Here is a 19468-nt window from a genome sequence, read left to right on the forward strand (position 1 = left end):
AGCGGCCCTCGTCCCGCACGGCCCCGGCGCTCGCCGTCGTACCGGTCGTTCCTCCGCCGTCTTCCAAGGTGACTTGAACCGGTGTCGAAGTCCGTCGGTGAGAGTGGCGGACATCCTGACCTGGAGGTGGACGATGGCCGTCGAGGCCAAGCGGCTGATTCTTGAAGCGGTGGAGAAGTACCACCTGGAAGCGTCCGGCGAGACGGAGTTCGTCCCCGGCGTCACACCGATTCTGCCGTCCGGCGCGGTCCTCACCGCCGAGGACCGGGTCGCGCTGACGGAGGCGGCCCTGGACATGCGGATCGCCGCGGGGGTCAGCTCCCGCACGTTCGAGCGCCGCTTCGCCAAGACGCTCGGCCTGCGCAAGGCGCATCTGACGAACTCCGGCTCGTCGGCGAACCTGCTGGCCCTGTCGGCACTGACGTCGCCGCAGCTCGGCGACCGGCGGCTGCGTCCCGGCGACGAGGTGATCACGGTCGCCGCGGGCTTCCCGACCACCGTCAACCCCATCTACCAGAACGGCATGACGCCGGTCTACGTGGACGTCGAGCTGGGCACCTACAACGCCTCCGCCGAGAAGATCGCGGCGGCGATCGGCCCGAGGACCAAGGCCATCATGCTGGCCCACGCCCTCGGCAACCCGTACGAGGTCGACGAGATCGCCCGGCTCGCGGACGAGCACGGACTGTTCCTCATCGAGGACAACTGCGACGCGGTGGGCTCCCTGCACCAGGGCAAGCTGACCGGCACCTTCGGCGACCTGGCCACCACCAGTTTCTACCCCGCGCACCACATCACGATGGGCGAGGGCGGCTGCGTCCTGACCGACAACCTGGTGCTCGCGCGGATCGTCGAGTCCATGCGCGACTGGGGCCGCGACTGCTGGTGCGAGCCCGGCGAGGACGACACCTGCCACAAGCGGTTCCTCTACCGCCTCGGCGACCTGCCGGAGCGCTACGACCACAAGTACACGTTCTCGCACGTGGGGTACAACCTGAAGGCCACCGACATCCAGGCCGCGCTCGGCCTGAGCCAACTGTCGCGGCTCGACGACTTCGGCGCCGCCCGCCGCCGCAACTGGCAGCGGCTGCGCGACGGCCTGGAGGGCGTCGGCGCCTATCTGCTGCCGACGGCAACACCCGGCAGCGACCCCAGTTGGTTCGGCTTCGCCGTCACACTGACCGAGGAGGCCGGCTTCGACCGGTACGACCTGCTGCGCTTCCTCGGCGACCGTAAGATCGGCACCCGGCTGCTGTTCGCCGGCAACCTCACCCGCCACCCCGGTTACCTGGACCGCGAGTACCGGGTGGTCGGCGACCTCGCCAACAGCGACATCATCCTGGAGCGTACGTTCTGGGTGGGTGTGTACCCGGGCCTGACGACCGAGATGATCGACTACGTGGCCCGGTCGCTCCGGGAGTTCGCCATCGGCAAGCGCTGACCCCGCCGCGCACACCGGCCGGCCCGCCCCCTCCTGGGAAGGGGGCGGGCCTTTTCGCGTACGCCGACGTCCGACGGACGACGAGAGGGCCGGCCCCGGAGCCCCAGCCCCGGAACCGGCCCTCGGCGGTCCACCGCTCAGATGTCCAGCGACACCCCGTACCGCCGCAGCCACGCGTCGAGCCACAGTGCCATCTCGACGCCGCCGCGGTCGTACGGGCGGCTCACCCCGCCCGACGCGCGGTCGGCGGCGCGGCGGGCCTTGCCGAGGTCGAGGAACGGCCGCACCGGCGCGTCCGGGTCGGCCAGCACCCCGGCCAGCTCCGTCCGCAGGGCCTGCGCGTAGCGCGGGTCGAGCGTCGCGGGGTAGGGGGTCTTGGCGCGCTGGAGGACCGAGGACGGCAGCAGGTCGGCGGTCGCGGCCCGCAGCAGGCTCTTCTCGCGGCCGTCGAACGTCTTCATGGCCCACGGCACATTGAAGACGTACTCCACGAGCCGGTGGTCGCAGAACGGCACCCTGACCTCCAGACCCACGGCCATGCTCATGCGGTCCTTGCGGTCGAGGAGGGTCTGCACGAAGCGGGTCAGGTTGAGATACGTGATCTCGCGCATCCGGCGCTCGCGAGCGTCCTCGCCGGGCAGTACGGGCACCTCGGCGAGGGCCTCACGGTAGCGGGCGTCGCGGTAGCCGGGGATGTCCAGCTTCTCCAGCAGCCCCTGGTCTAGCAGGCCGAGGCCGCCGAAGTAGCGGGCCGATCCGGAGGTGAGCCAAGGGAAAGTGTCGGCGGCGACGGCGTTGGGGTTGCGGAACCACAGGTAACCGCCGAACAGCTCGTCGGCGGACTCGCCGGACAGGGCGACGGTGGAGCGCTGTCGTACCGCGCGGAACAGCAGGTACAGCGACGGCCACATGTCGCCCCAGAACGCCGGCGGCAGGTCCGTGGCGCGCAGTACCGCGGCTCGCACCGCCGGGTCGGCCAGCTCCGCGCTGTCCAGCAGCACCTCGCTGTGGTCGGCGCCGACGTGCGCCGCCAGCTCCTGGGCGAACGGCGCGTCCGGCGAGGCCCGTACCGCGTCGGGGGCGAAGCCCTCCTCGGCGTGAGCGAAGTCGACGGCGAACGAGCGCACCGGCCCCTCGCCCCGCGCCTTCAGGGCCCGTGCGGCGAGCGCGGTCACCGCGGACGAGTCGAGCCCGCCCGACAGCAGGGAGCACAGCGGCACGTCGGAGATGAGCTGGCGGGACACGATGTCCTCGAGGAGCCCGCGCACCGTGCCGATCGTGGCCGTCAGGCCTTCGGTGTGCTCGCGCGCCTCCAGCCGCCAGTAGCGACGGGCCAGCGTGCCCTGGCGGCGGACGCGCAGGACCTCGCCGGGCCGCACCTCGTGGATCCCGGAGAACACGGCGTGCCCCGGCGTCTTCACCATGTCCAGGGCCTCGCACAGCCCCTCGCGGTCGACGGCGCGCGGCACCGACGGGTGGGCGAACAGCGCCTTCAGCTCGGAGCCGAAGACGATGCCGTGCGCGGTCCGGTGGTAGTAGAGCGGCTTCACGCCCATGCGGTCGCGCACCAGGACCAGCTCCTCGGTGCGCGCGTCCCACACGCCGAACGCGTACATGCCGTTGAGCCGGTCGACGAGGTGCTCGCCCCACTCCAGGTAGGCGTGCAGCACGACCTCGGTGTCGCTGCGGGTGCGGAACACATGGCCCGCCGCCTCGAGTTGGGCACGCAGCTCGGTGAAGTTGTAGACCTCCCCGCAGAAGGTGAGCGCGGCCACGGTCGTGTCGCCCGCGGTGAACGTCATGGGCTGCGCGCCGCCCGCACGGTCGATGATGGACAGGCGCCGGTGCCCGAGGACGCAGCGGCGCGTGGCGAACACGCCCTCGTCGTCCGGGCCCCGGCACGCCAGGGTGTCCGTCATCGACCGCGCGGTGGCGGGAAGCGAGGGATCGGAGGAGAGGTCATGCTCGTAGTCGACCCACCCGACGATGCCACACATGTGCTATGACCTTGCCTTTCCGTATCCCGGATGCTCTGCGCCGTTACCGCTCTCAGGCGGCTTGGGCGGCCGCGCGGTTGATCTCGTCGAGCAGGGCACGGGGTGTGCCGGTCACGCTGATCGCCTCGTCCGACAGGGCGATGCCGAGATCACGCTCGACCCAGCGGATGGTGTTGAAGAGAGCGAGCGAGTCATAGCCGAGCGACTCGAAGTCGATGTCGAGGATGTCTCCCTCCAGGTTGATGTCCTCGTCCTCACCGGCGCTTTCACGCAGGACGTCGACGAGTTCCTTGATGCCGAAGCTGGCCATTGCGGGATCCTCTTTTCTGTTACCGGTGTCGGTGGTGTTGCTTCTCGTTCGGCCGCGGTGCCGTCGCGGCGGGGTGTGCCCGGCGGCGGGGCCACGGTGCGACACCGCTCCCCGCCTCCTTCGGCACGCACGCTCAGCGGCGCACGACCATCACGGAGTTGAAGCCGCCGTAGCCACGGGCCACGACGAGGGCGTACGTCAGGGAACACTCCCGCGGCTGGTCGAGGACCAGGTCGATCAGGTCTCCGTACGCGGGGGAGGTGACGTTCACCGTGGGCGGCACGACCTCGTCGCGCAGCGCCAGCAGTGCCGTCGCCAGGTCGAGCGAGGCGCCCCCGGCGAGGAGGCGTCCCGTCATGGACTTGGGTGCGGTGACCGGCACGCCGCGCGGCCCGAACACCGCGGCCAGCGCCTCGGCCTCCTGCCGGTCGAGGTCCGGCACCCCGGACGCGTCGGCGAACACCACGTCGATGTCACCGGCGCCGACCCGGGCCTGGTCGAGTGCCGCCTCGATGGCCCGGCGCAGCCCCGGCTCCCGCCCTGACCCGGGACGCGGGTCGAACGTCGAGGCGTGCCCGACGACGGCCCCGTAGCGCTTCCGCGCCCCGCGCCGTTCCGCCGCCTCCGGGTCCTCCAGGACGAGGAGCGCGCCGCCCTCGCCGGGCACGTGACCCGACGCGTCGGTGTCGAAGGGCAGATAGGCGCGGTCCGGGTCGGCGACAGTCGACAGCCGCCCGGAGCGGGACATGCAGAGCCAGCCCCAGGGGCACAGCGCGCTGTCCACACCGCCCGCGAGCATGTGGGGAGTGCCCTGGTCGATGTGACGGCCGGCCTTGGCGACCGCGTCGAGGCCGCCGGCCTGCTCGGTGACGACGGCCGAGCTGGCGCCGCGCATGCCGTGGCGGATGGAGATCTGGCCGGTGTTGACCGGGTAGAACCAGGCGAACGCCTGGTACGAGCTGACGTAGGCGCCGCCCTTGCTCCACAGCGCCTCCATCTCGCGCTGACCGAACTCCATGCCGCCCGCCGACGCCGCCGTCACCACGCCCACCGCGAAGTCCGGCAGGGAGCGAGGGTCGAGGTCCGCGTCGGCGAGGGTCTGCTCGGCCGCGACGAGCGCCAGGCGGGTCATGCGGTCGGTCTGCGGGACCAGGCGGCTGGGCAGGTGCTCGGCGGGGTCGAACCCTTTGATCTCGCCGCCGATGCCGGAGGCGTACCCGTCCGTGTCGAACCGTGAGATCTCCCCGATGCCGCTGCTGCCCGCGAGGACGGCCTTCCAGTACGCCTCGACACCGATGCCGTTGGGGGAGACGACGCCGACCCCCGTGACCACGGGCGCGCTGGCCCCGTCGCGCCGGTTCACGCTCATGCCGCCGCCCTTTCCGGCGCGGTCAGCACGATCGCGCTCTGGAAGCCGCCGAACCCGCTCGCCACGCTCAGCACCGTGTCGCAGCGCTGCTCGCGCGCCGTGACCGGCACGTAGTCCAGGTCGCAGTCGGGGTCGGGCTCGTGCAGGTTGGCCGTCGGCGGGATCACCCCGTGCTCGATGGCCAGGACGGAGGCGGCCACCTCCAGGGAGCAGATCGCGCCCAGCGAGTGCCCGATCATCGACTTGATGGAGCTGATCGGCGTCGCGTACGCGTGCTCGCCGAGGCTGCGCTTGTACGCCATGGTCTCGTGCAGGTCGTTCTGTTTCGTGGACGAGCCGTGGGCGTTGATGTAGTCGAGGTCCCCGGGGTTGACCCGGGCCCGGTCGAGGGCCGTGGTGATGGCCTCGGCCAGTTCGCGGCCGTCGGCGCGCAGCCCGGTCATGCTGTACGCGTTGGCCCGTGTCGCGTGCCCGGAGATCTCCGCGTAGACGTGTGCGCCCCGGCGCCGCGCGTGCCCGTACTCCTCGAGCACCAGGATGGCCGTGCCCTCGCCGAGCGCGAAGCCGTTGCGGGTGCGGTCGAAGGGCCGCGACGCGGTCCCGGGATCGTCGTTGCGGGGCGTCGTCGCCCGGATCGCGTCGAAGCAGGCCACCGTGATGGGCGAGATCGCAGCGTCGGAGGCGCCGCTGAGCATCACGTCGGCGGTGCCGTCGGCGACCAGGTCGGCGGCGTGGCCGAGTACGTCGATCCCCGACGTGCACCCGGTCGACACCACGCCCACCGGACCCTGCGCGTCCACGATCCATGCCAGTTCGGCGGCCATCGACGACGGCGCGAAGTAGTCGTAGAGGTACGGCGAGCCGTGCGCGTCGTCGACGTGCCACTTCTTGCCCTCGTCGCTGACGACGGCGTACTCGTGGTCCAGGCTCTGCGTCATCCCGCAGGCCGTGCCCACCATCACTCCGGTGCGGTACGGGTCGCTCACGCCGAGCACTCCGCTGTCGGCGAGCGCCTCCCGCGCCGCCACCACCGCGAACTGGGTCGTCCGGTCCCAGGCCCGGATCTCCCGTTGGCTCAGCCCCGAGGCCACCGGATCGAAGTCGCACTCCGCCGCGACCCTGGAGCGGAAGGCGCTCGCATCGAACTGGGAGATCGTCCGCGTGGCCGTCCGCCCCGCGGTGAGCAGCTCCCAGTACTGCTTGGTCCCGATCCCGCCGGGCGCGACCACACCTATCCCGGTCACCACGACGCGCCGCCGGTCACCGTCTCTCGTTGGCACTGTCTCTCCCCACCTCCACGCTGGCCACCCGCACATGTGCGGGCCACCGTGGCAGTGTCGAGCGACGCGTTCGAGCCACTTTGGAGGCTCAGCCGAGGGGGCCGGGGCCCGGTCCTGTCCCTCGCGGGACAGCCGTGCCGGAGCCGCGGCCCCGACCCACCGGACGCTCACCAGCCGCGGAACACACAAGGGCCGGTGATCACTGAGATCACCGGCCCTCGGCCTGCTGCTGATACATCCGAGCCGGATGCCGTGCCCCCGGCAGGATTCGAACCTGCGACACCCGCTTTAGGAGAGCGGTGCTCTATCCCCTGAGCTACGAAGGCGTGCCGTCCGTAGGGGGACGGCTTTGGACAGGGTAGCCGATGGTGTGCCGGGGGTGCCTCGGGGTGGGGGCGGGCGGGGGTGGGGCGGGCAGCGGGTGGGCGGCGGTCTTGTGTGCGGAGTGTTCCGGGGCGTGAACTGTAGGTGAGTGGTGTGGTGGGGTCCGGGGCCTTCCAGGCGTGGCTGTCGGCAGCCCCCGGTGGGAGTGCTTCCGGTAGGCCGGGCGGGCGGGAGGGGGCGGTGGAGGTGGCGAAGGGGCCGGTGGTGGTGGTTGGTGGGGGTGTGATGGGGGTGGCTGTCGCGTTTCATCTGGCTGAGGCCGGGGTGCGGGACGTTGTCGTGGTGGAGCGGGGGGTGCTCGGGGGCGGGAGCTCGGGGAAGCCCATCGGTGGGGTGCGGGCTCAGTTCTCCGATCCGGTGAACGTGGCGTTGGGTGCGCGGAGCCTGCGGGCCTATGGGGAGTTCGGGCGGCGGCCCGGTGGGGACATCGGGCTGCGGAGGGTCGGGTATCTGTTCCTGCTGGATCGGGAGCAGGATGTGGCCGCCTTCACCGCGGGTGTCGAGGTGCAGGCGCGGATGGGCGTGCGCAGTCGCGTCGTCGGGCCCGAGGAGGCCGGGGCGCTGTGTCCGTACGTGCGGACGGAGGGGCTGCTCGCCGGGGTGTACTCCGCCGGGGACGGGCACGCCCGGCCGGGGGCCGTCGTCGCCGGGTACGCGCGGGCCGCCGCCGCGCTCGGGGTCTCGTTCCGTACGGGGGTCCGGGTCACCGGGATGGAGCTGGACGGCGGGCGCGTCGCCGCCGTGCGGACCGATCACGGGGTGATCCCGTGCGGCGCCGTCGTGTGCGCCGCCGGGGCCTGGTCCGCCGCCGTCGGGGACATGGCGGGGGTCGAGCTGCCCGTGCGGCCGCTGCGGCGGCAGATCGCGTTCACCGCGCCGCTCGTGCCGCCCCCGCCCCGTACCCCGTTCACCATCGACTTCTCCTCCACCGCCTACTTCCACAACGGCGACGGCGGCGCGCTGCTCATCGGGCTCGCCGACCCCCGGCAGGAGGAGGGGTTCGACACGTCGTGGACGGACGACTGGGTGGAGCTGTTCCGGGCGGTCGCGCGGCGGCGGATGCCCGCGCTCGCCGGGGTCGACGTGGTGGGCGGCTGGGCCGGGCTCTACGAAGTCACGCCCGACCGCAACGCCCTCATCGGGCGCGACCCCCGCGTCCCCAACTTCCTGTACGCCACCGGGTTCTCGGGACACGGGTTCCTCCAGGCCCCGGCCGTCGGCGAGGTCGTTCGCGATCTTTATCTGGAGCGGGAGCCCGTCGTCGACGTCAGCGCGTTGAGCGCGGAGCGGTTCCGTGCCGGGGGCGGAGCCGGGGCGGGGGCTGAAGCCGCCAGGAGGCCCGAGATCCATGTGGTGTGACGTTCCCGCGGGGCCCTCGGTGGCCGCCCGGTGGCTTCCCGCCGCCCCCGGCAGGCCCGTACGCGTCTCCGTCCGCCGCCCGACCCGTGAGAGGTGAACGTCCCATGGCCGACGACGACCACCGCCACCCCTGGCAGCTCCGCGCCGCCTTCGCCGCCCGGCTCTCGGACATGTACGGGCGCGAGGTCCCCGCGTACGGCACGCTCGTCGACGTCTCGCGCGAGGTGAACCAGGACGTGCTGCGGGCCCGTGGCGCCGACGCCGAGCGGCTCGGGTCCATCGGGCGGGTGACGGCCGAGCGGCATGGCGCGATCCGGGTCGGGACTCCGGAGGAGCTGAGTCAAGTCGCCCGGATCTTCGGCGCCTTGGGGATGCGGCCCGTCGGGTTCTACGATCTGCGCGAGGCCGCGGGCAGTGCCGTGCCCGTCGTGTCCACCGCCTTCCGGCCCGTGGCGGCGGACGAGCTGGCCCGCAACCCGTTCCGCGTCTTCACGTCGCTGCTCACCCCCGCCGACCCGCGGTTCTTCGAGCCCGGGCTGCGCGCGCGCCTTGAGCGGTTCCTCGCCGCGCGGGAGCTGTTCCCGCGCGAGCTGCTCGTCCTCGCCGACCGGGCCGAGGCCGAGGACGGTCTTTCCGGTGCGGACGCCGAGCGGTTCCTCACCCTGGCCGTGCGGTCCTTCCAGTTGTCCGCCGAGCCGATCGACAGGGGCTGGTACGAGGAGCTGGCCCGGGTCTCCGCCGTCGCCGCCGACATCGGCGGCGTCCGCAGCACGCACCTCAACCACCTCACGCCGCGCGTCCTCGACATCGACGAGCTGTACCGGCGCATGACCGCCCGCGGCATCAAGATGATCGACACCGTGCAGGGCCCGCCCGCCTGGGACGGGCCCGACGTACTGCTGCGGCAGACGTCGTTCCGCGCGCTCGACGAGCCGCGCGCGATGCGGGAGGCCGACGGCAGGGTGGTCAGCGGGTCGCTGCGGGTGCGGTTCGGGGAGGTCGAGGCCCGCGGGATCGCCCTCACCCGGGCCGGGCGCGCCCTGTACGACGACCTGCTCGACCAGGTCGACGCCCGCCGCCCGGCCACCCCCGCCGAGCGTACGGCCGTCGCCCGCGAGGTGTGGGCCGCGCACCTGCCCCGCACGGAGCGCGGGCTCGCCGAGCGCGGGCTCGGCCACTTCACGTACCACGTGGTGGACGGCCGGCCCCGCGACGGTTCCGCCCCGCCCGCCACCCTCGGCGCTCTCCTCGACGGGGGCTGGGTGCGGGCCGAGCCCGTGGTGTACGAGGACTTCCTGCCCCGGTCCGCCGCGGGGATCTTCCAGTCCAATCTGCGCGAAGCGGGGGTGCGGACTCGGGACGACGGGCGGGAGGGGGTGGCTTACGACAGCGCGTGGCTGTCGGGGGCTGTGGGGCGGGCCGTGCTTGATCCCTTCGGGTTGTACGGGGCCGAGGAGCGGCTTTCCCTTGAGCGGGTGGGGCGGGAGCTGGGGCTCCCTGGCCTCACGCCCGGGGCCGCGCCCGGGGCCGCGCCCGGCTCCGCGCCGGCCTCCGCGCCGGGGGGCCGGGCCCCCTGAGCCCCTGCGGGCTTCCGCCCGGGCCCGTGCACCCTGAGCCCCCGTGACCTCAAGGCCTGGGGGCTGCGCCCCCTCGCCCCCCGATCGCGCTCCGCGCTCGTCCTCAAACGCCGGACGGGCTGATTTATCCCGCTCGCCGCCATGATTCGCCGCCGGACGCCGTCATGATCCGCCGTACGCCGCCGTACGCCGCCGAACAAGCTGAGCCCGTTCGCTACCAGGCACCACGCCACCAGAGGCCACCGGCCACCACCAGACGGCACCAGACACCACCACACCACCAGAGGCCCCAGAAGCCACCGGCCACCACGGGACGCCACCGGCCACCACCAGACGACACCACGGCACCAGGCACCACCACACCACCAGAGGCCCCAGACACCACCGGCCACCACCAGACGGCACCACGCCACCAGAGGCCACCGGCCACCACCAGACCGCACCACGCCACCAGAGGCCACCGGCCACCCCCAGTCACCACCGGACACCACCGGACAAACCGACTCTCCCGACGCCCCGAGGAGCCCTCGATGTCCCTCCCCGCCACCGACACCCTCCGCTCCCGCGCCCTCGCCGCCCTCTCCCGGATCGGCGTGGCTCTCCCCGAGGGCGACGGGATGCACGCCCGTACCCCGATCACCGGCGAGCGGCTGTTCCCGCTCGCCGGGCCCGCGGCCGTGGCCGGGGACGTCGACGAAGCCGTCGGCGCCGCTCACGAGGCCTTCCGTGCGTGGCGGGTCGTGCCGGCGCCGCGGCGGGGGGAACTGGTGCGGCGGCTCGGGGAGTTGCTGCGGGCGCACCAGGACGACCTCGCCGACCTCGTCACCGTGGAGGTGGGGAAGATCCGCTCGGAGGCGCTCGGCGAGGTGCGGGAGATGATCGACGTGTGCGACTTCGCGGTCGGGCTCTCGCGGCAGCTCTACGGGCGCACCATCGCCTCCGAGCGGCCCGGGCACCGGCTCGCGGAGACCTGGCACCCGCTCGGCGTCGTCGGCGTGATCTCCGCGTTCAACTTCCCCGCCGCCGTCTGGTCGTGGAACACCGCCGTCGCCCTGGTCTGCGGCGACACCGTGGTGTGGAAGCCGTCCGAGCTGACGCCGCTGGTCTCGCTGGCGTGCGCGCGGCTGCTGGAGCGCGCCGCCGCGGACGTGGGCGCCCCGGCGGACGTGCACCGGCTGCTGCTCGGGGGGCGGGCGGTGGGGGAGCGCCTCGTGGACGACCCGCGGGTCGCGCTCGTCAGCGCCACCGGCTCGACGCGCATGGGGCGCGAGGTCGGGCCGCGGGTCGCCGCCCGCTTCGGGCGCTCGCTGCTCGAACTGGGCGGTAACAACGCCGCCGTCGTCGCGCCCTCCGCCGACCTCGACCTCACCGTACGGAGCGTCGTGTTCGCCGCCGCGGGCACGGCGGGCCAGCGGTGCACCACGCTGCGCCGCCTGATCGTCCACCGGGACGTGGCGGAGACGCTGCTCGGGCGGCTCGTGGACGCGTACCGGAAGCTGCCGGTCGGGGACCCCTTCGACGAGGGCACGCTCGTCGGGCCGCTCATCTCACCGACCGCCCTCGACCGCATGCGGCAGGCGCTCGCCCGGGCCCGGGAGGAGGGCGGCGAGGTCCTCGTGGGCGGCGGGCGGCGCCTCGCCGACGTCGCGCCCGGGGCGGCGTACGTGGAGCCCGCCGTCGTCCGTGTCGGCGAAACCGGCCGGAGCGCGCAGTCCGGCGTCGTGCGCGAGGAGACCTTCGCGCCCCTGCTGTACGTGCTGACGTACGACCGGTTCGAGGAGGCCGTCGCGCTCCACAACGACGTGCCGCAAGGGCTGTCGTCCAGCGTGTTCACGCGCGACCAGCGCGAGGCCGAGCTGTTCCTGTCCGCCGAGGGCTCCGACTGCGGCATCGTCAACGTCAACATCGGTACGTCGGGCGCGGAGATCGGCGGCGCCTTCGGCGGCGAGAAGGAGACGGGCGGAGGCCGGGAGTCCGGTTCCGACGCGTGGCGCGCGTACATGCGGTCCGCCACGAACACCGTCAACTACTCGGGCGGCCTCGCCCTCGCGCAGAACGTCAGCTTCCTGTGAGGGCGAGCCGGGCCTCGCGGAGGCCCCCCGCAGCTCAGCGGCTGTGTACTGTCGCCCGGACAGCGGCCCCGGTCAGGTCGCGGACGTAGCCGACGCCCGGGCGGCCGTCGAGGACGATCTCGCCGGTGGGGACGAAGCCGGTGCGGGCGAGCACGGCCCGCGAGCCCGGGTTGTCCGCGGTCGTCGACGCCCGCAGCGACGTCAGGCCGTACTCCGTGGCGGCCAGCAGGCACACCTGCCGTACGGCGTCCGTGGCGAGCCCCCGCGAGGTGGCCTTCTCGGCGATGCGGTAGCCGAGTTCGGCCGAGCCGTCCGCCACGTCGACGAGGTTGACCCGGCCGAGGATCTCGCCGTCGCCGTCGACCACCACGTGGAAGTGGCAGACCCCGGCCTCCTGTTCGGCGAGGAGCGCGCGGAGGCGCTCGTCGAACTCGGCGAAGTAGGCGTCACCGCGGTCCGGCACCGACGCGGCGAAGTAGGCGCGGTTCTCCCGCTCGAAGGCGAGCAGGGCCGGTGCGTGGTCGAGGCGCAGGCGCGCGAGTTCGGGCATAACGGCACGGTACGGCCACCGTGCCCGCGAGGACCAGGGAATTCCCCTTCGGCCGCCCCGCGGGCCCCGGTTGACGCGCACCCCCGCCCCGCCCGCCGGGCACCCGGCGCCGGGGCTACTTCCGCGTCTCGATGTGGAAGCCGAACGCGGCCGTGCCCGGGTCGACCGCCGTGACGCCGCCGTCGACGGTGAGCGTGGCGCCGTTGACGAACGACGCGGCGGGGGAGAGCAGCCAGACGACGGCCTCGGCGACCTCCTCGGCGGTGCCGGGGCGGCCCGCGGGGATCAGCCGCGTCGCCTTCTCGTACGCGGTGTCGATGCCGGCCGCGCCGTCGCCGAACCCGGCGGAGTGGGCGAACTGGTTCATCCGCCGGTCCGCCATCTCCGTGCGCACCCAGCTCGGGCAGACGGTGTTGGCGCGCACCCCGCGGGGGCCGTAGTCGACGGCGACGGAGCGGCACAGTTGCAGCAGCGCCGCCTTGGAGGTGGCGTACGCGGCGTTGCCGACGCCGTTGCGCAGCGCCGCCACCGAGGCGACGGCCACGACGGAGCCGCGGGTCTCCAGGAGGTGCGGCAGGGCGGTGCGCAGGAGGTGGAAGGGGCCGGTGAGGTTGGTGGCGAGGACGGTCTCCCAGTCCTCGGGGTCCAGGTCGCCGACGGGGCCGGGGCGGCCGACCCCGGCGTTCAGGACGACGCCGTCGAGCCGCCCGTACGCCTCCAGGGTCGCCGCGACGAGACCGGCGACGGCCTCGGGGTCGGAGGCGTCGGCGGGGTGGGCGAGCGCGCCGGTCTCCTCGGCGACGATGCGCAGCGGCGTCGGCCGCCGTCCGGACACCACGACGTGGTGCCCGTCGGCGCGGAGCTGCCGGGCGGTGGCGGCGCCGATGCCGGTACCGCCACCGGTGACGAGGACAACGCGGCTGTCAGCCATGGTCGTTCAGCCTCCTGGAGAGCTCGCCCTGATCCTGCTGGCTCGTGCGCCCCCACTCTGTCACCCGCACTCCGCCCCGGCTCAAGTCCTCCTGGGTGCGAGGCTGCTCACGCCTTCCCGGCGCGCGTGATGTGCACGCGGTAGTTGCCGTCCAGGTCCACGCCCGCCACCTTGATCCGGACGCCCCTGCCGCGGTCCACGAAGGTCTCGCCGAGGGCGAAGGGCGCGTCCGACAGCTCCGCGTGCACGTTGGGGCTGCGGGTGCAGCCGCCGCTGTCGCGGGTGGCGTCGGTGACCGTGACGGGGCCCTGGCCGGTGTCGACGCCCGCGTCCACGCGGTAGACGAGCACCCCGGCCCGGCACACCGCCTCGTCGTTGCCCGCGCGGGTGCGCAGCTCCACCGCGTACCCGGTCCGCGCGCCGGTCGGCACGAACACCAGCTTGGTGCCGCCGCGGGTGGCGAGCGGGGTGAGCAGGTGCTCGGTGGTGCCGCGGGCCGGGGCGCAGTCGACCTGCGCGTCGTCGATCCAGCCCAGCTTCCACTTGTGCCAGCCCAGCAGGTCGTTGTTGGCGCCCCAGTCCTCGCTCATGATGTCCCAGTGGCCGACCGCGCCGCCGCCGTCGCGCGTGTACAGGTCGGGCAGGCCGAAGACGTGGCCGTTCTCGTGCGGCAGGACCCGGTAGCCGGTGCGGTCGTAGCTGCCCGAGCCGTCGTCCTGGCGGCTGTAGACGAAGGAGGCGTTGGCGACGGGCACCCCGTCCGCCACCGGCGCCTCGTGGTTGCCCGCGAACGTCACCGACAGGACGGTGTCGAGCGCGGAGGGGCCCGCGTTCGGGGTGATGAGCACGTTCACCAGGTCGTACGCGCGGAAGTCGACGTCCGGGTCGGCCGCGGCCACGATGTCCTCGACCAGCTCCCGGTAGCCGGGGTCGAAGGGGGCGCCGCGCTCTATCCCGTACTCCTTGAACGGCTTCGGCATCCGCAGCCAGTCGGGTACCGGCACCTCGGGCCGGTAGTCGAGGCGGCCGTACGAACTGGTGCGGAACCAGTCGGTGGTCTGCGGGAAGAACTCCCCGAGCCGGTCGAGCGCGGAGCCCTCGCCGGGGGCGTCGGAGAAGTCGACCATCAGGTTCAGGGCGCGGACGGTGCCGGTGGAGCGGGCGTAGCCGGGGCCGGTGGGGATGCCCTCGGACATCTGGACGCCCAGCTCGCCGCTGATCATGCAGGGGCCGTGCGCGCCGGAGCGGCCCTGGGAGACGGGGCCGGAGGCCGAGGCCGTGTCGGCGAGCAGCCGGCCGGTGCTCGCGGAGGCGGTCACGGCGAGCACCACCGCGGCGGCCGAGCCGAGCGCCGCGGCCCGCAGGAGCCGGTGGCGGCGGGCCCCGGCGGGGGCCCGCCGGGGGCCCTCGGGGGTGGTGCCGCTCCCGGTGTCCTCGGCGCTCCGGCCCTCGGCTATGCCCTTCCACGGCGGCTGCTGCATACGTGGGCCCTCCACTCCGCGGCAGCCGCGGGTCCGGCTGCACCCTCCCGATCACCCTGTGCCGGAGGGTCCGCGGGCGCGCGCTGAGCTGGCCCGATCGTGGGTATCGCGGGCGGCTCCGGCGGGGCGGGCCGACGGGGTGGGGCCCCGCGAGAGATGTGATGTACGTCACGTCAGGGAGGGGAAATAACCGGGGACGGCGTCCCCGTTTAGGGAGGTGTCCGCGTGAAACGGGGATCAACTCCCCGCATCGCGCACCTCAGCTCCCGCCGGGAAATTCGTTGGACCCGCCACCTGGGGCCCTGCGAACCTGAGGCCTTTGACCGCTTCGAGGAGACTTCGCCGTGGAAACCGCCACCCCCGCGCAGCGCCGCGCGACCCGCCCGCGGGCCGACGCCCTGCGCAACCGGGAGCGGATCGTCGCCGCCGCGCGGGAGATGTTCGTCCAGCACGGCGCCGACGTGCCGCTGGACGAGATCGCGCGCCGCGCGGGCGTCGGGAACGCCACGGTCTACCGCCACTTCGCCGACCGCGACGAGCTCGTGCACCACGTGCTGCTCTCGGTAACCGACCGGGTGGCGAGCCTCGCCGAGGCGGCCGTCGCGGCCGCCGACGCCGCGCCGGAGTCCGCGTTCGCGGCCCTGCGCGACTTCGCCCACGACGCGGTGGACGAGCGCATCGGCGCGCTGTGCCCGATCATCTCCGAGTCGCTCGACCCGCACCACCCCGAGCTGCACGCCGCCCGGGTCCGCATCGAGGGCGTCGTGGAGGCGCTCATGGAACGGGCCCGCCGCGCCGGTCAGCTCCGCACCGACATCGGCGTCGGCGACCTCATGGTCGCCCTGGGGCAGCTCACCAGGCCGCTGCCCGGCACCGGCGGCTGTCTCCTCGACTTCGACCAGTTCGTGCACCGCCATCTCCAGTTGTTCCTGGACGGCCTGATGGCGCCGGCACGCTCACCGCTTCCCGGACACCCCGCGACGTTGGAGGAGCTACGCGACAAGGCGCACTGAGCAGCTCCTGAGGCCGTCGTCCGCCGGACGGTGACGGCCGGGACCCGGGCCCGGGCCGGAAGGAGGACCCGCACTCCGACCCGAGGCCCATGCGCCCGGCCGCCCTCCTGGTGTCTCGTTTATCAGTCATCACCCTGTTTATCCCTGCATCCCTAGGTGGCTCCACCCATGTCACAGTCAGCAGTTCCGTCACTCGCCCCCGATCCGAAGCGCTGGAAGGCCCTCGTCTTCATCGCGCTCGCCCAGCTCATGGTCGTCCTCGACGCGACCATCGTGAACATCGCGCTGCCCTCGGCCCAGGACGACCTCGGCATATCCGAGGGCAACAAGCAGTGGGTCATCACGGCCTACGCCCTGGCCTTCGGCGGTCTGCTGCTGTTCGGCGGCCGCATCGCCGACCTGTGGGGCCGCAAGCGCACCTTCGTCCTCGGCCTCGTCGGCTTCGCCGCGGCCTCCGCGCTCGGCGGCGCCGCGACCGGCCAGGCCATGATGTTCGGGGCCCGCGCCCTGCAGGGCGTGTTCGGCGCGCTGCTCGCGCCCGCCGCCCTGTCGCTGCTCGCCGTGATGTTCACCGAGGCCAAGGAGCGCGCCAAGGCGTTCGGCATCTACGGTGCCATCGCCGGTGGCGGCGGTGCCGTCGGCCTCATCCTCGGCGGCTTCCTCACCGAGTACCTGGACTGGCGCTGGACGTTCTTCGTGAACATCCCGTTCGCGATCGTCGCCGCCGCCGGTGCCTACTTCGTGATCCGCGAGCCCGCGGGCGGCCGCAACCGCTCGCCGCTCGACATCCCCGGCGTGGTCCTGTCCACGCTCGGCCTGGTCGCGCTGGTCTACGGCTTCACGCGCGCCGAGTCCGACGGCTGGTCGGACGCCATGACGGTCACCATGTTCGTCTCCTCCGTCGTGCTGCTCGCCGCGTTCGTCGTCACCGAGGCCAAGGTCCGCCACCCGCTGCTCCCGCTGCGCGTGCTGACCGAGCGCAACCGCGGCGGCATCTACCTGTCGCTGGGCCTCGCCGTCATCTCGATGTTCGGCCTGTTCCTGTTCCTCACGTACTACCTCCAGATCGTCAAGGGCTACTCGCCGGTGAAGACCGGCTTCGCGTTCCTGCCGATGATCTTCGGCATGATCGTGGGCTCGACGCAGATCGGCACCCGCCTGATGACCCGCGTCGCGCCGCGCCTGCTGATGGCGCCGGGCTTCCTGCTCGCCGCCCTCGGCATGCTGCTCCTGACGCAGCTCGACATCGACACCTCGTACGCCGGTCTGATCATGCCCGCGCAGCTCATGCTGGGCCTCGGCATGGGTACGGCGTTCATGCCCGCCATGTCGCTGGCCACGCACGGCGTCGAGCCGCGTGACGCCGGTGTCGCCTCCGCGATGGTCAACACCTCGCAGCAGGTCGGCGGCGCCATCGGCACGGCCCTGCTGAACACCATCGCGGCCTCCGCGACCACGGCGTACATCGAGGACCACGTGGCGGGCGCCACCACCCCGGCGGCGCAGAAGGTGCTCGCGGCCAAGGCCATGGTGAACGGCTACACGCACGCCATCTGGTGGGCGGTCGGCATCCTCGTCGTCTCCGCGGTGATCGCCGCCGTGCTCATCACCACCGACGCCCAGAACGGTGCCCCGGCGGCTTCCGGCGAGGGCGCCGAGGACCCCGACGACGCGGTGAAGATCCCGGTGGTGGCGCACTGACGCCCCCCGCGGTCCGCCGGTACGGGCCCGCCCGGTGCTCCTGAGGGAGCCGGGGCGGGTCCGTCCGCGTCACGGGGCCGGGCGGGACCCTAGCGGAGCCAGGGCAGGTCCGCGCCCGCCTCCTGCGGCTGGAGTCCCTCGGCGACGATCCGCATGATCTCGCCGAGGGACTTCTGCTGTGCCGGGGTCAGCCGGTCGAAGACGGCCTGCCGCACCGCCTCCACGTGCCCCGGCGCGGTGTGCCGGAGCACCTCGTACCCGCCGTCGGTCAGGATCGCGAACTGCCCCCGCTTGTCGGTCGGACAGTCCTCGCGCCGCACCCAGCCGCTGCGCTCCAGGCGCGCGATCGCGTGCGAGAGCCGGGACCGGGTGATCTTCGAGCTGCGGGCCAGCTCCGTCATGCGCATCCGCCGCCGCGGCGCCGACGAGAGCTGCACGAGCAGCGCGTAGTACAGGTGCGGCATGCCGGCGTCCCGCTGGAGCTGGCGGTCGAGGTAATCCTCCAGGAGCGTGGACGCGTGCACGTACGCCAGCCAGGTGCGCTGCTCCTCCTCGCCGAGCCAGCGCGGCTCGGCGCCCCCGTGCGGGGCGCCCGCCCCGGCCGGCCCGGGGGCGGGCGCGGCGTCCGGGGTGCTCCCGGGGCTCGCCGGGGCTGCCGGGGCCGTCCGGTCGGGCAGGGGGGCGGCGTTCCGGGCGGAGGTGGATGGCGTGTCCATGCATCCCACTGTACGAGCCCTTCCTGTGCCGCCCCGGAGCCGCGTCACAGGGCGGGTGGATTGAGCTGCACGCCGCGCAGCGCCGCCGCCCGCGCGCGCTCGTCGCCGACGTCCAGGGCGGTGTCCGCGAACTTGATGGTGTGGTCGTCGCCGTGGGCGGCGGCCCGCGCGAAGACCTCCTCGAACGTGCTGGTGGCGGCCTCGCCGTAGGCGGCGCGCATCTCCTCGGGCGGCGCCGGGTCCCCGGGCGCGTACGCGGCGGTGACCGCGGCCGAGGCCGCCCAGGCCGCGTCCAGCGACGCGGGCCACAGGGCGCGTGGGAGCGCGGGCAGGGCGCGCAGCACGGCGTTGGGCGCGGTCGCCGCGTGCACCAGCATGATCGGCTCGCCGTGGCCGTGGTCGGCGTAGCGGTGCACGGCCGCGGCCACCAGCTCGGCGAGGCGGTCCCGCGCGGCCTCGGGGTCGGTGGTCGGCGCGCCGGGCCACACCGGTACGGAGGTGAGCTGCGCGAAGCGGTCCGGCAGCGGGCCGTCCTGGACCGGGATCCCCTCGACGGCGGCGAGCGCGACCAGCGCCCCCGCGGACGCGGGCAGCGCGACCGCCGCGCGCGGCGGCAGCGCGGTGTGGCGGGCCGCCCAGTAGCCGAGGCCGTGCGCCAGCTCGGCCAGCCGGGGCGCGGTCTCACCACCGGGCGCCAGGAGGCCGCGCACGGCGTGGCCGACACGGATCACCGGGTGCGTGGAGCCGCCCGCGATGCCCGGCAGGAGCACCGGCCACCAGGCGGCGAGCACCTCGCGCCAGGGCCGCTCGGCGAGCGCGCGCGAGAAGTGGTCGATCCAGTCCGCGGCCCGCCGCGGGTCGCCGAGCGCCTCGCGCCAGGTGGCGTCCGTGACCGGCGCGACCCGGCCCGGCATGTCCTCCAGCTTGTGGCGGTAGTAGTCGAGCCACCGGTGCACGGCACGGGCCTGGCCGCCGCGGACCAGGGCCTCCACGGCCATCGGGCCGTGGTTGGTCAGCCGCCCGAGCCGCTCCGGTCCGCTCGCGTGCAGCCGTTCGAGGGCCTCGTCGAGGATGCCGGAGTCGCCCCCGGACGCGTGTACGTCGTTCATGGCCGGCACGTCGTTCACATCCGGTACGTCGTTCACATCCGGTACGTCGTTCATGGCCGCACGCTAGGCGCCCGGCCCCGCGGCGGTAACGGTCCGCGGGACTAGGCCGTTTCCTTCGGATCGTCTGATCGTTGGTTGGTGTGTGTCGTTGACTGACGCCCAGTGGGCGAGGATCGAG

At 73.6% G+C, this 19468-nt stretch carries 15 protein-coding genes and 1 tRNA gene; 6 read left to right on the forward strand and 10 right to left on the reverse strand.

Features of this window, described 5'->3' with window-relative positions; genetic code table 11:
* Window positions 1–133: 133 nt before the first annotated feature.
* Complete coding sequence (rfbH, locus tag IE330_RS21685; protein WP_190137771.1) at window positions 134–1441, forward strand: lipopolysaccharide biosynthesis protein RfbH; 1308 nt, start codon at window positions 134–136, stop codon at window positions 1439–1441.
* A gap of 137 nt (window positions 1442–1578) precedes the next feature.
* Here rfbH and asnB read toward each other — a convergent pair whose 3' ends face one another.
* The 5 genes from asnB to IE330_RS21710 all read right to left on the reverse strand — a co-directional run bounded on the left by asnB (window position 1579) and on the right by IE330_RS21710 (window position 6723).
* Entirely contained in the window at window positions 1579–3438 is a 1860-nt protein-coding gene (gene asnB, locus IE330_RS21690; protein WP_190137758.1) for an asparagine synthase (glutamine-hydrolyzing), read from the reverse strand.
* A gap of 52 nt (window positions 3439–3490) precedes the next feature.
* Window positions 3491–3748: an acyl carrier protein gene (locus tag IE330_RS21695; protein WP_190137759.1), complete on the reverse strand. Its 258-nt coding sequence runs from the start codon at window positions 3746–3748 to the stop codon at window positions 3491–3493.
* A 133-nt stretch (window positions 3749–3881) separates the two neighbouring features.
* Entirely contained in the window at window positions 3882–5117 is a 1236-nt protein-coding gene (locus IE330_RS21700; protein ID WP_190137760.1) for a ketosynthase chain-length factor, read from the reverse strand.
* Window positions 5114–6397, reverse strand: coding sequence for a beta-ketoacyl-[acyl-carrier-protein] synthase family protein (locus IE330_RS21705; RefSeq protein ID WP_229925817.1), 1284 nt, complete (start codon window positions 6395–6397; stop codon window positions 5114–5116). The genes IE330_RS21700 and IE330_RS21705 overlap by 4 nt, the downstream gene beginning before the upstream one ends.
* Before the next feature lie 253 nt (window positions 6398–6650).
* A tRNA-Arg gene (locus IE330_RS21710) sits at window positions 6651–6723 on the reverse strand.
* 283 nt (window positions 6724–7006) lie between these two features.
* Between IE330_RS21710 and IE330_RS21715 the strand changes: the two genes are divergently transcribed.
* From IE330_RS21715 to amaB, 3 genes are all read left to right on the forward strand, one after another.
* A complete protein-coding gene (locus tag IE330_RS21715) occupies window positions 7007–8140 on the forward strand; it encodes an NAD(P)/FAD-dependent oxidoreductase (RefSeq protein WP_190137762.1) in 1134 nt (377 codons plus the stop codon).
* A gap of 104 nt (window positions 8141–8244) precedes the next feature.
* Window positions 8245–9717: a 2-oxoadipate dioxygenase/decarboxylase gene (gene hglS / locus IE330_RS21720; protein WP_190137763.1), complete on the forward strand. Its 1473-nt coding sequence runs from the start codon at window positions 8245–8247 to the stop codon at window positions 9715–9717.
* A gap of 530 nt (window positions 9718–10247) precedes the next feature.
* Window positions 10248–11789: an L-piperidine-6-carboxylate dehydrogenase gene (amaB, locus tag IE330_RS21725; protein ID WP_190137764.1), complete on the forward strand. Its 1542-nt coding sequence runs from the start codon at window positions 10248–10250 to the stop codon at window positions 11787–11789.
* A 34-nt stretch (window positions 11790–11823) separates the two neighbouring features.
* Here the strand turns inward: amaB and IE330_RS21730 are convergent, their stop codons facing one another.
* The 3 genes from IE330_RS21730 to IE330_RS21740 form a co-directional block, all read right to left on the reverse strand.
* Entirely contained in the window at window positions 11824–12339 is a 516-nt protein-coding gene (locus tag IE330_RS21730; RefSeq protein ID WP_190137765.1) for a GNAT family N-acetyltransferase, read from the reverse strand.
* 115 nt (window positions 12340–12454) lie between these two features.
* A complete protein-coding gene (locus IE330_RS21735; protein ID WP_190137766.1) occupies window positions 12455–13270 on the reverse strand; it encodes an SDR family NAD(P)-dependent oxidoreductase in 816 nt (271 codons plus the stop codon).
* Window positions 13271–13377: 107 nt separating this feature from the next.
* On the reverse strand, window positions 13378–14751 hold the full coding sequence (locus IE330_RS21740) for a M6 family metalloprotease domain-containing protein (RefSeq protein WP_190137767.1): 1374 nt from the start codon (window positions 14749–14751) through the stop codon (window positions 13378–13380).
* 344 nt (window positions 14752–15095) lie between these two features.
* Between IE330_RS21740 and IE330_RS21745 the strand changes: the two genes are divergently transcribed.
* Both IE330_RS21745 and IE330_RS21750 read left to right on the forward strand, forming a co-directional pair.
* Window positions 15096–15764: a TetR/AcrR family transcriptional regulator gene (locus tag IE330_RS21745; RefSeq protein ID WP_190137768.1), complete on the forward strand. Its 669-nt coding sequence runs from the start codon at window positions 15096–15098 to the stop codon at window positions 15762–15764.
* 168 nt (window positions 15765–15932) lie between these two features.
* A complete protein-coding gene (locus IE330_RS21750) occupies window positions 15933–17465 on the forward strand; it encodes an MFS transporter (RefSeq protein ID WP_190137769.1) in 1533 nt (510 codons plus the stop codon).
* An 89-nt stretch (window positions 17466–17554) separates the two neighbouring features.
* Here the strand turns inward: IE330_RS21750 and IE330_RS21755 are convergent, their stop codons facing one another.
* Both IE330_RS21755 and IE330_RS21760 read right to left on the reverse strand, forming a co-directional pair.
* A complete protein-coding gene (locus IE330_RS21755; protein WP_190137770.1) occupies window positions 17555–18181 on the reverse strand; it encodes a MarR family winged helix-turn-helix transcriptional regulator in 627 nt (208 codons plus the stop codon).
* A 44-nt stretch (window positions 18182–18225) separates the two neighbouring features.
* Window positions 18226–19290: a questin oxidase family protein gene (locus IE330_RS21760; RefSeq protein ID WP_190137772.1), complete on the reverse strand. Its 1065-nt coding sequence runs from the start codon at window positions 19288–19290 to the stop codon at window positions 18226–18228.
* Window positions 19291–19468 lie beyond the last annotated feature (178 nt).

The sequence above is a fragment of the Streptomyces longispororuber genome (genome assembly GCF_014656095.1).
Classification (GTDB): Bacteria; Actinomycetota; Actinomycetes; order Streptomycetales; family Streptomycetaceae; genus Streptomyces; species Streptomyces longispororuber.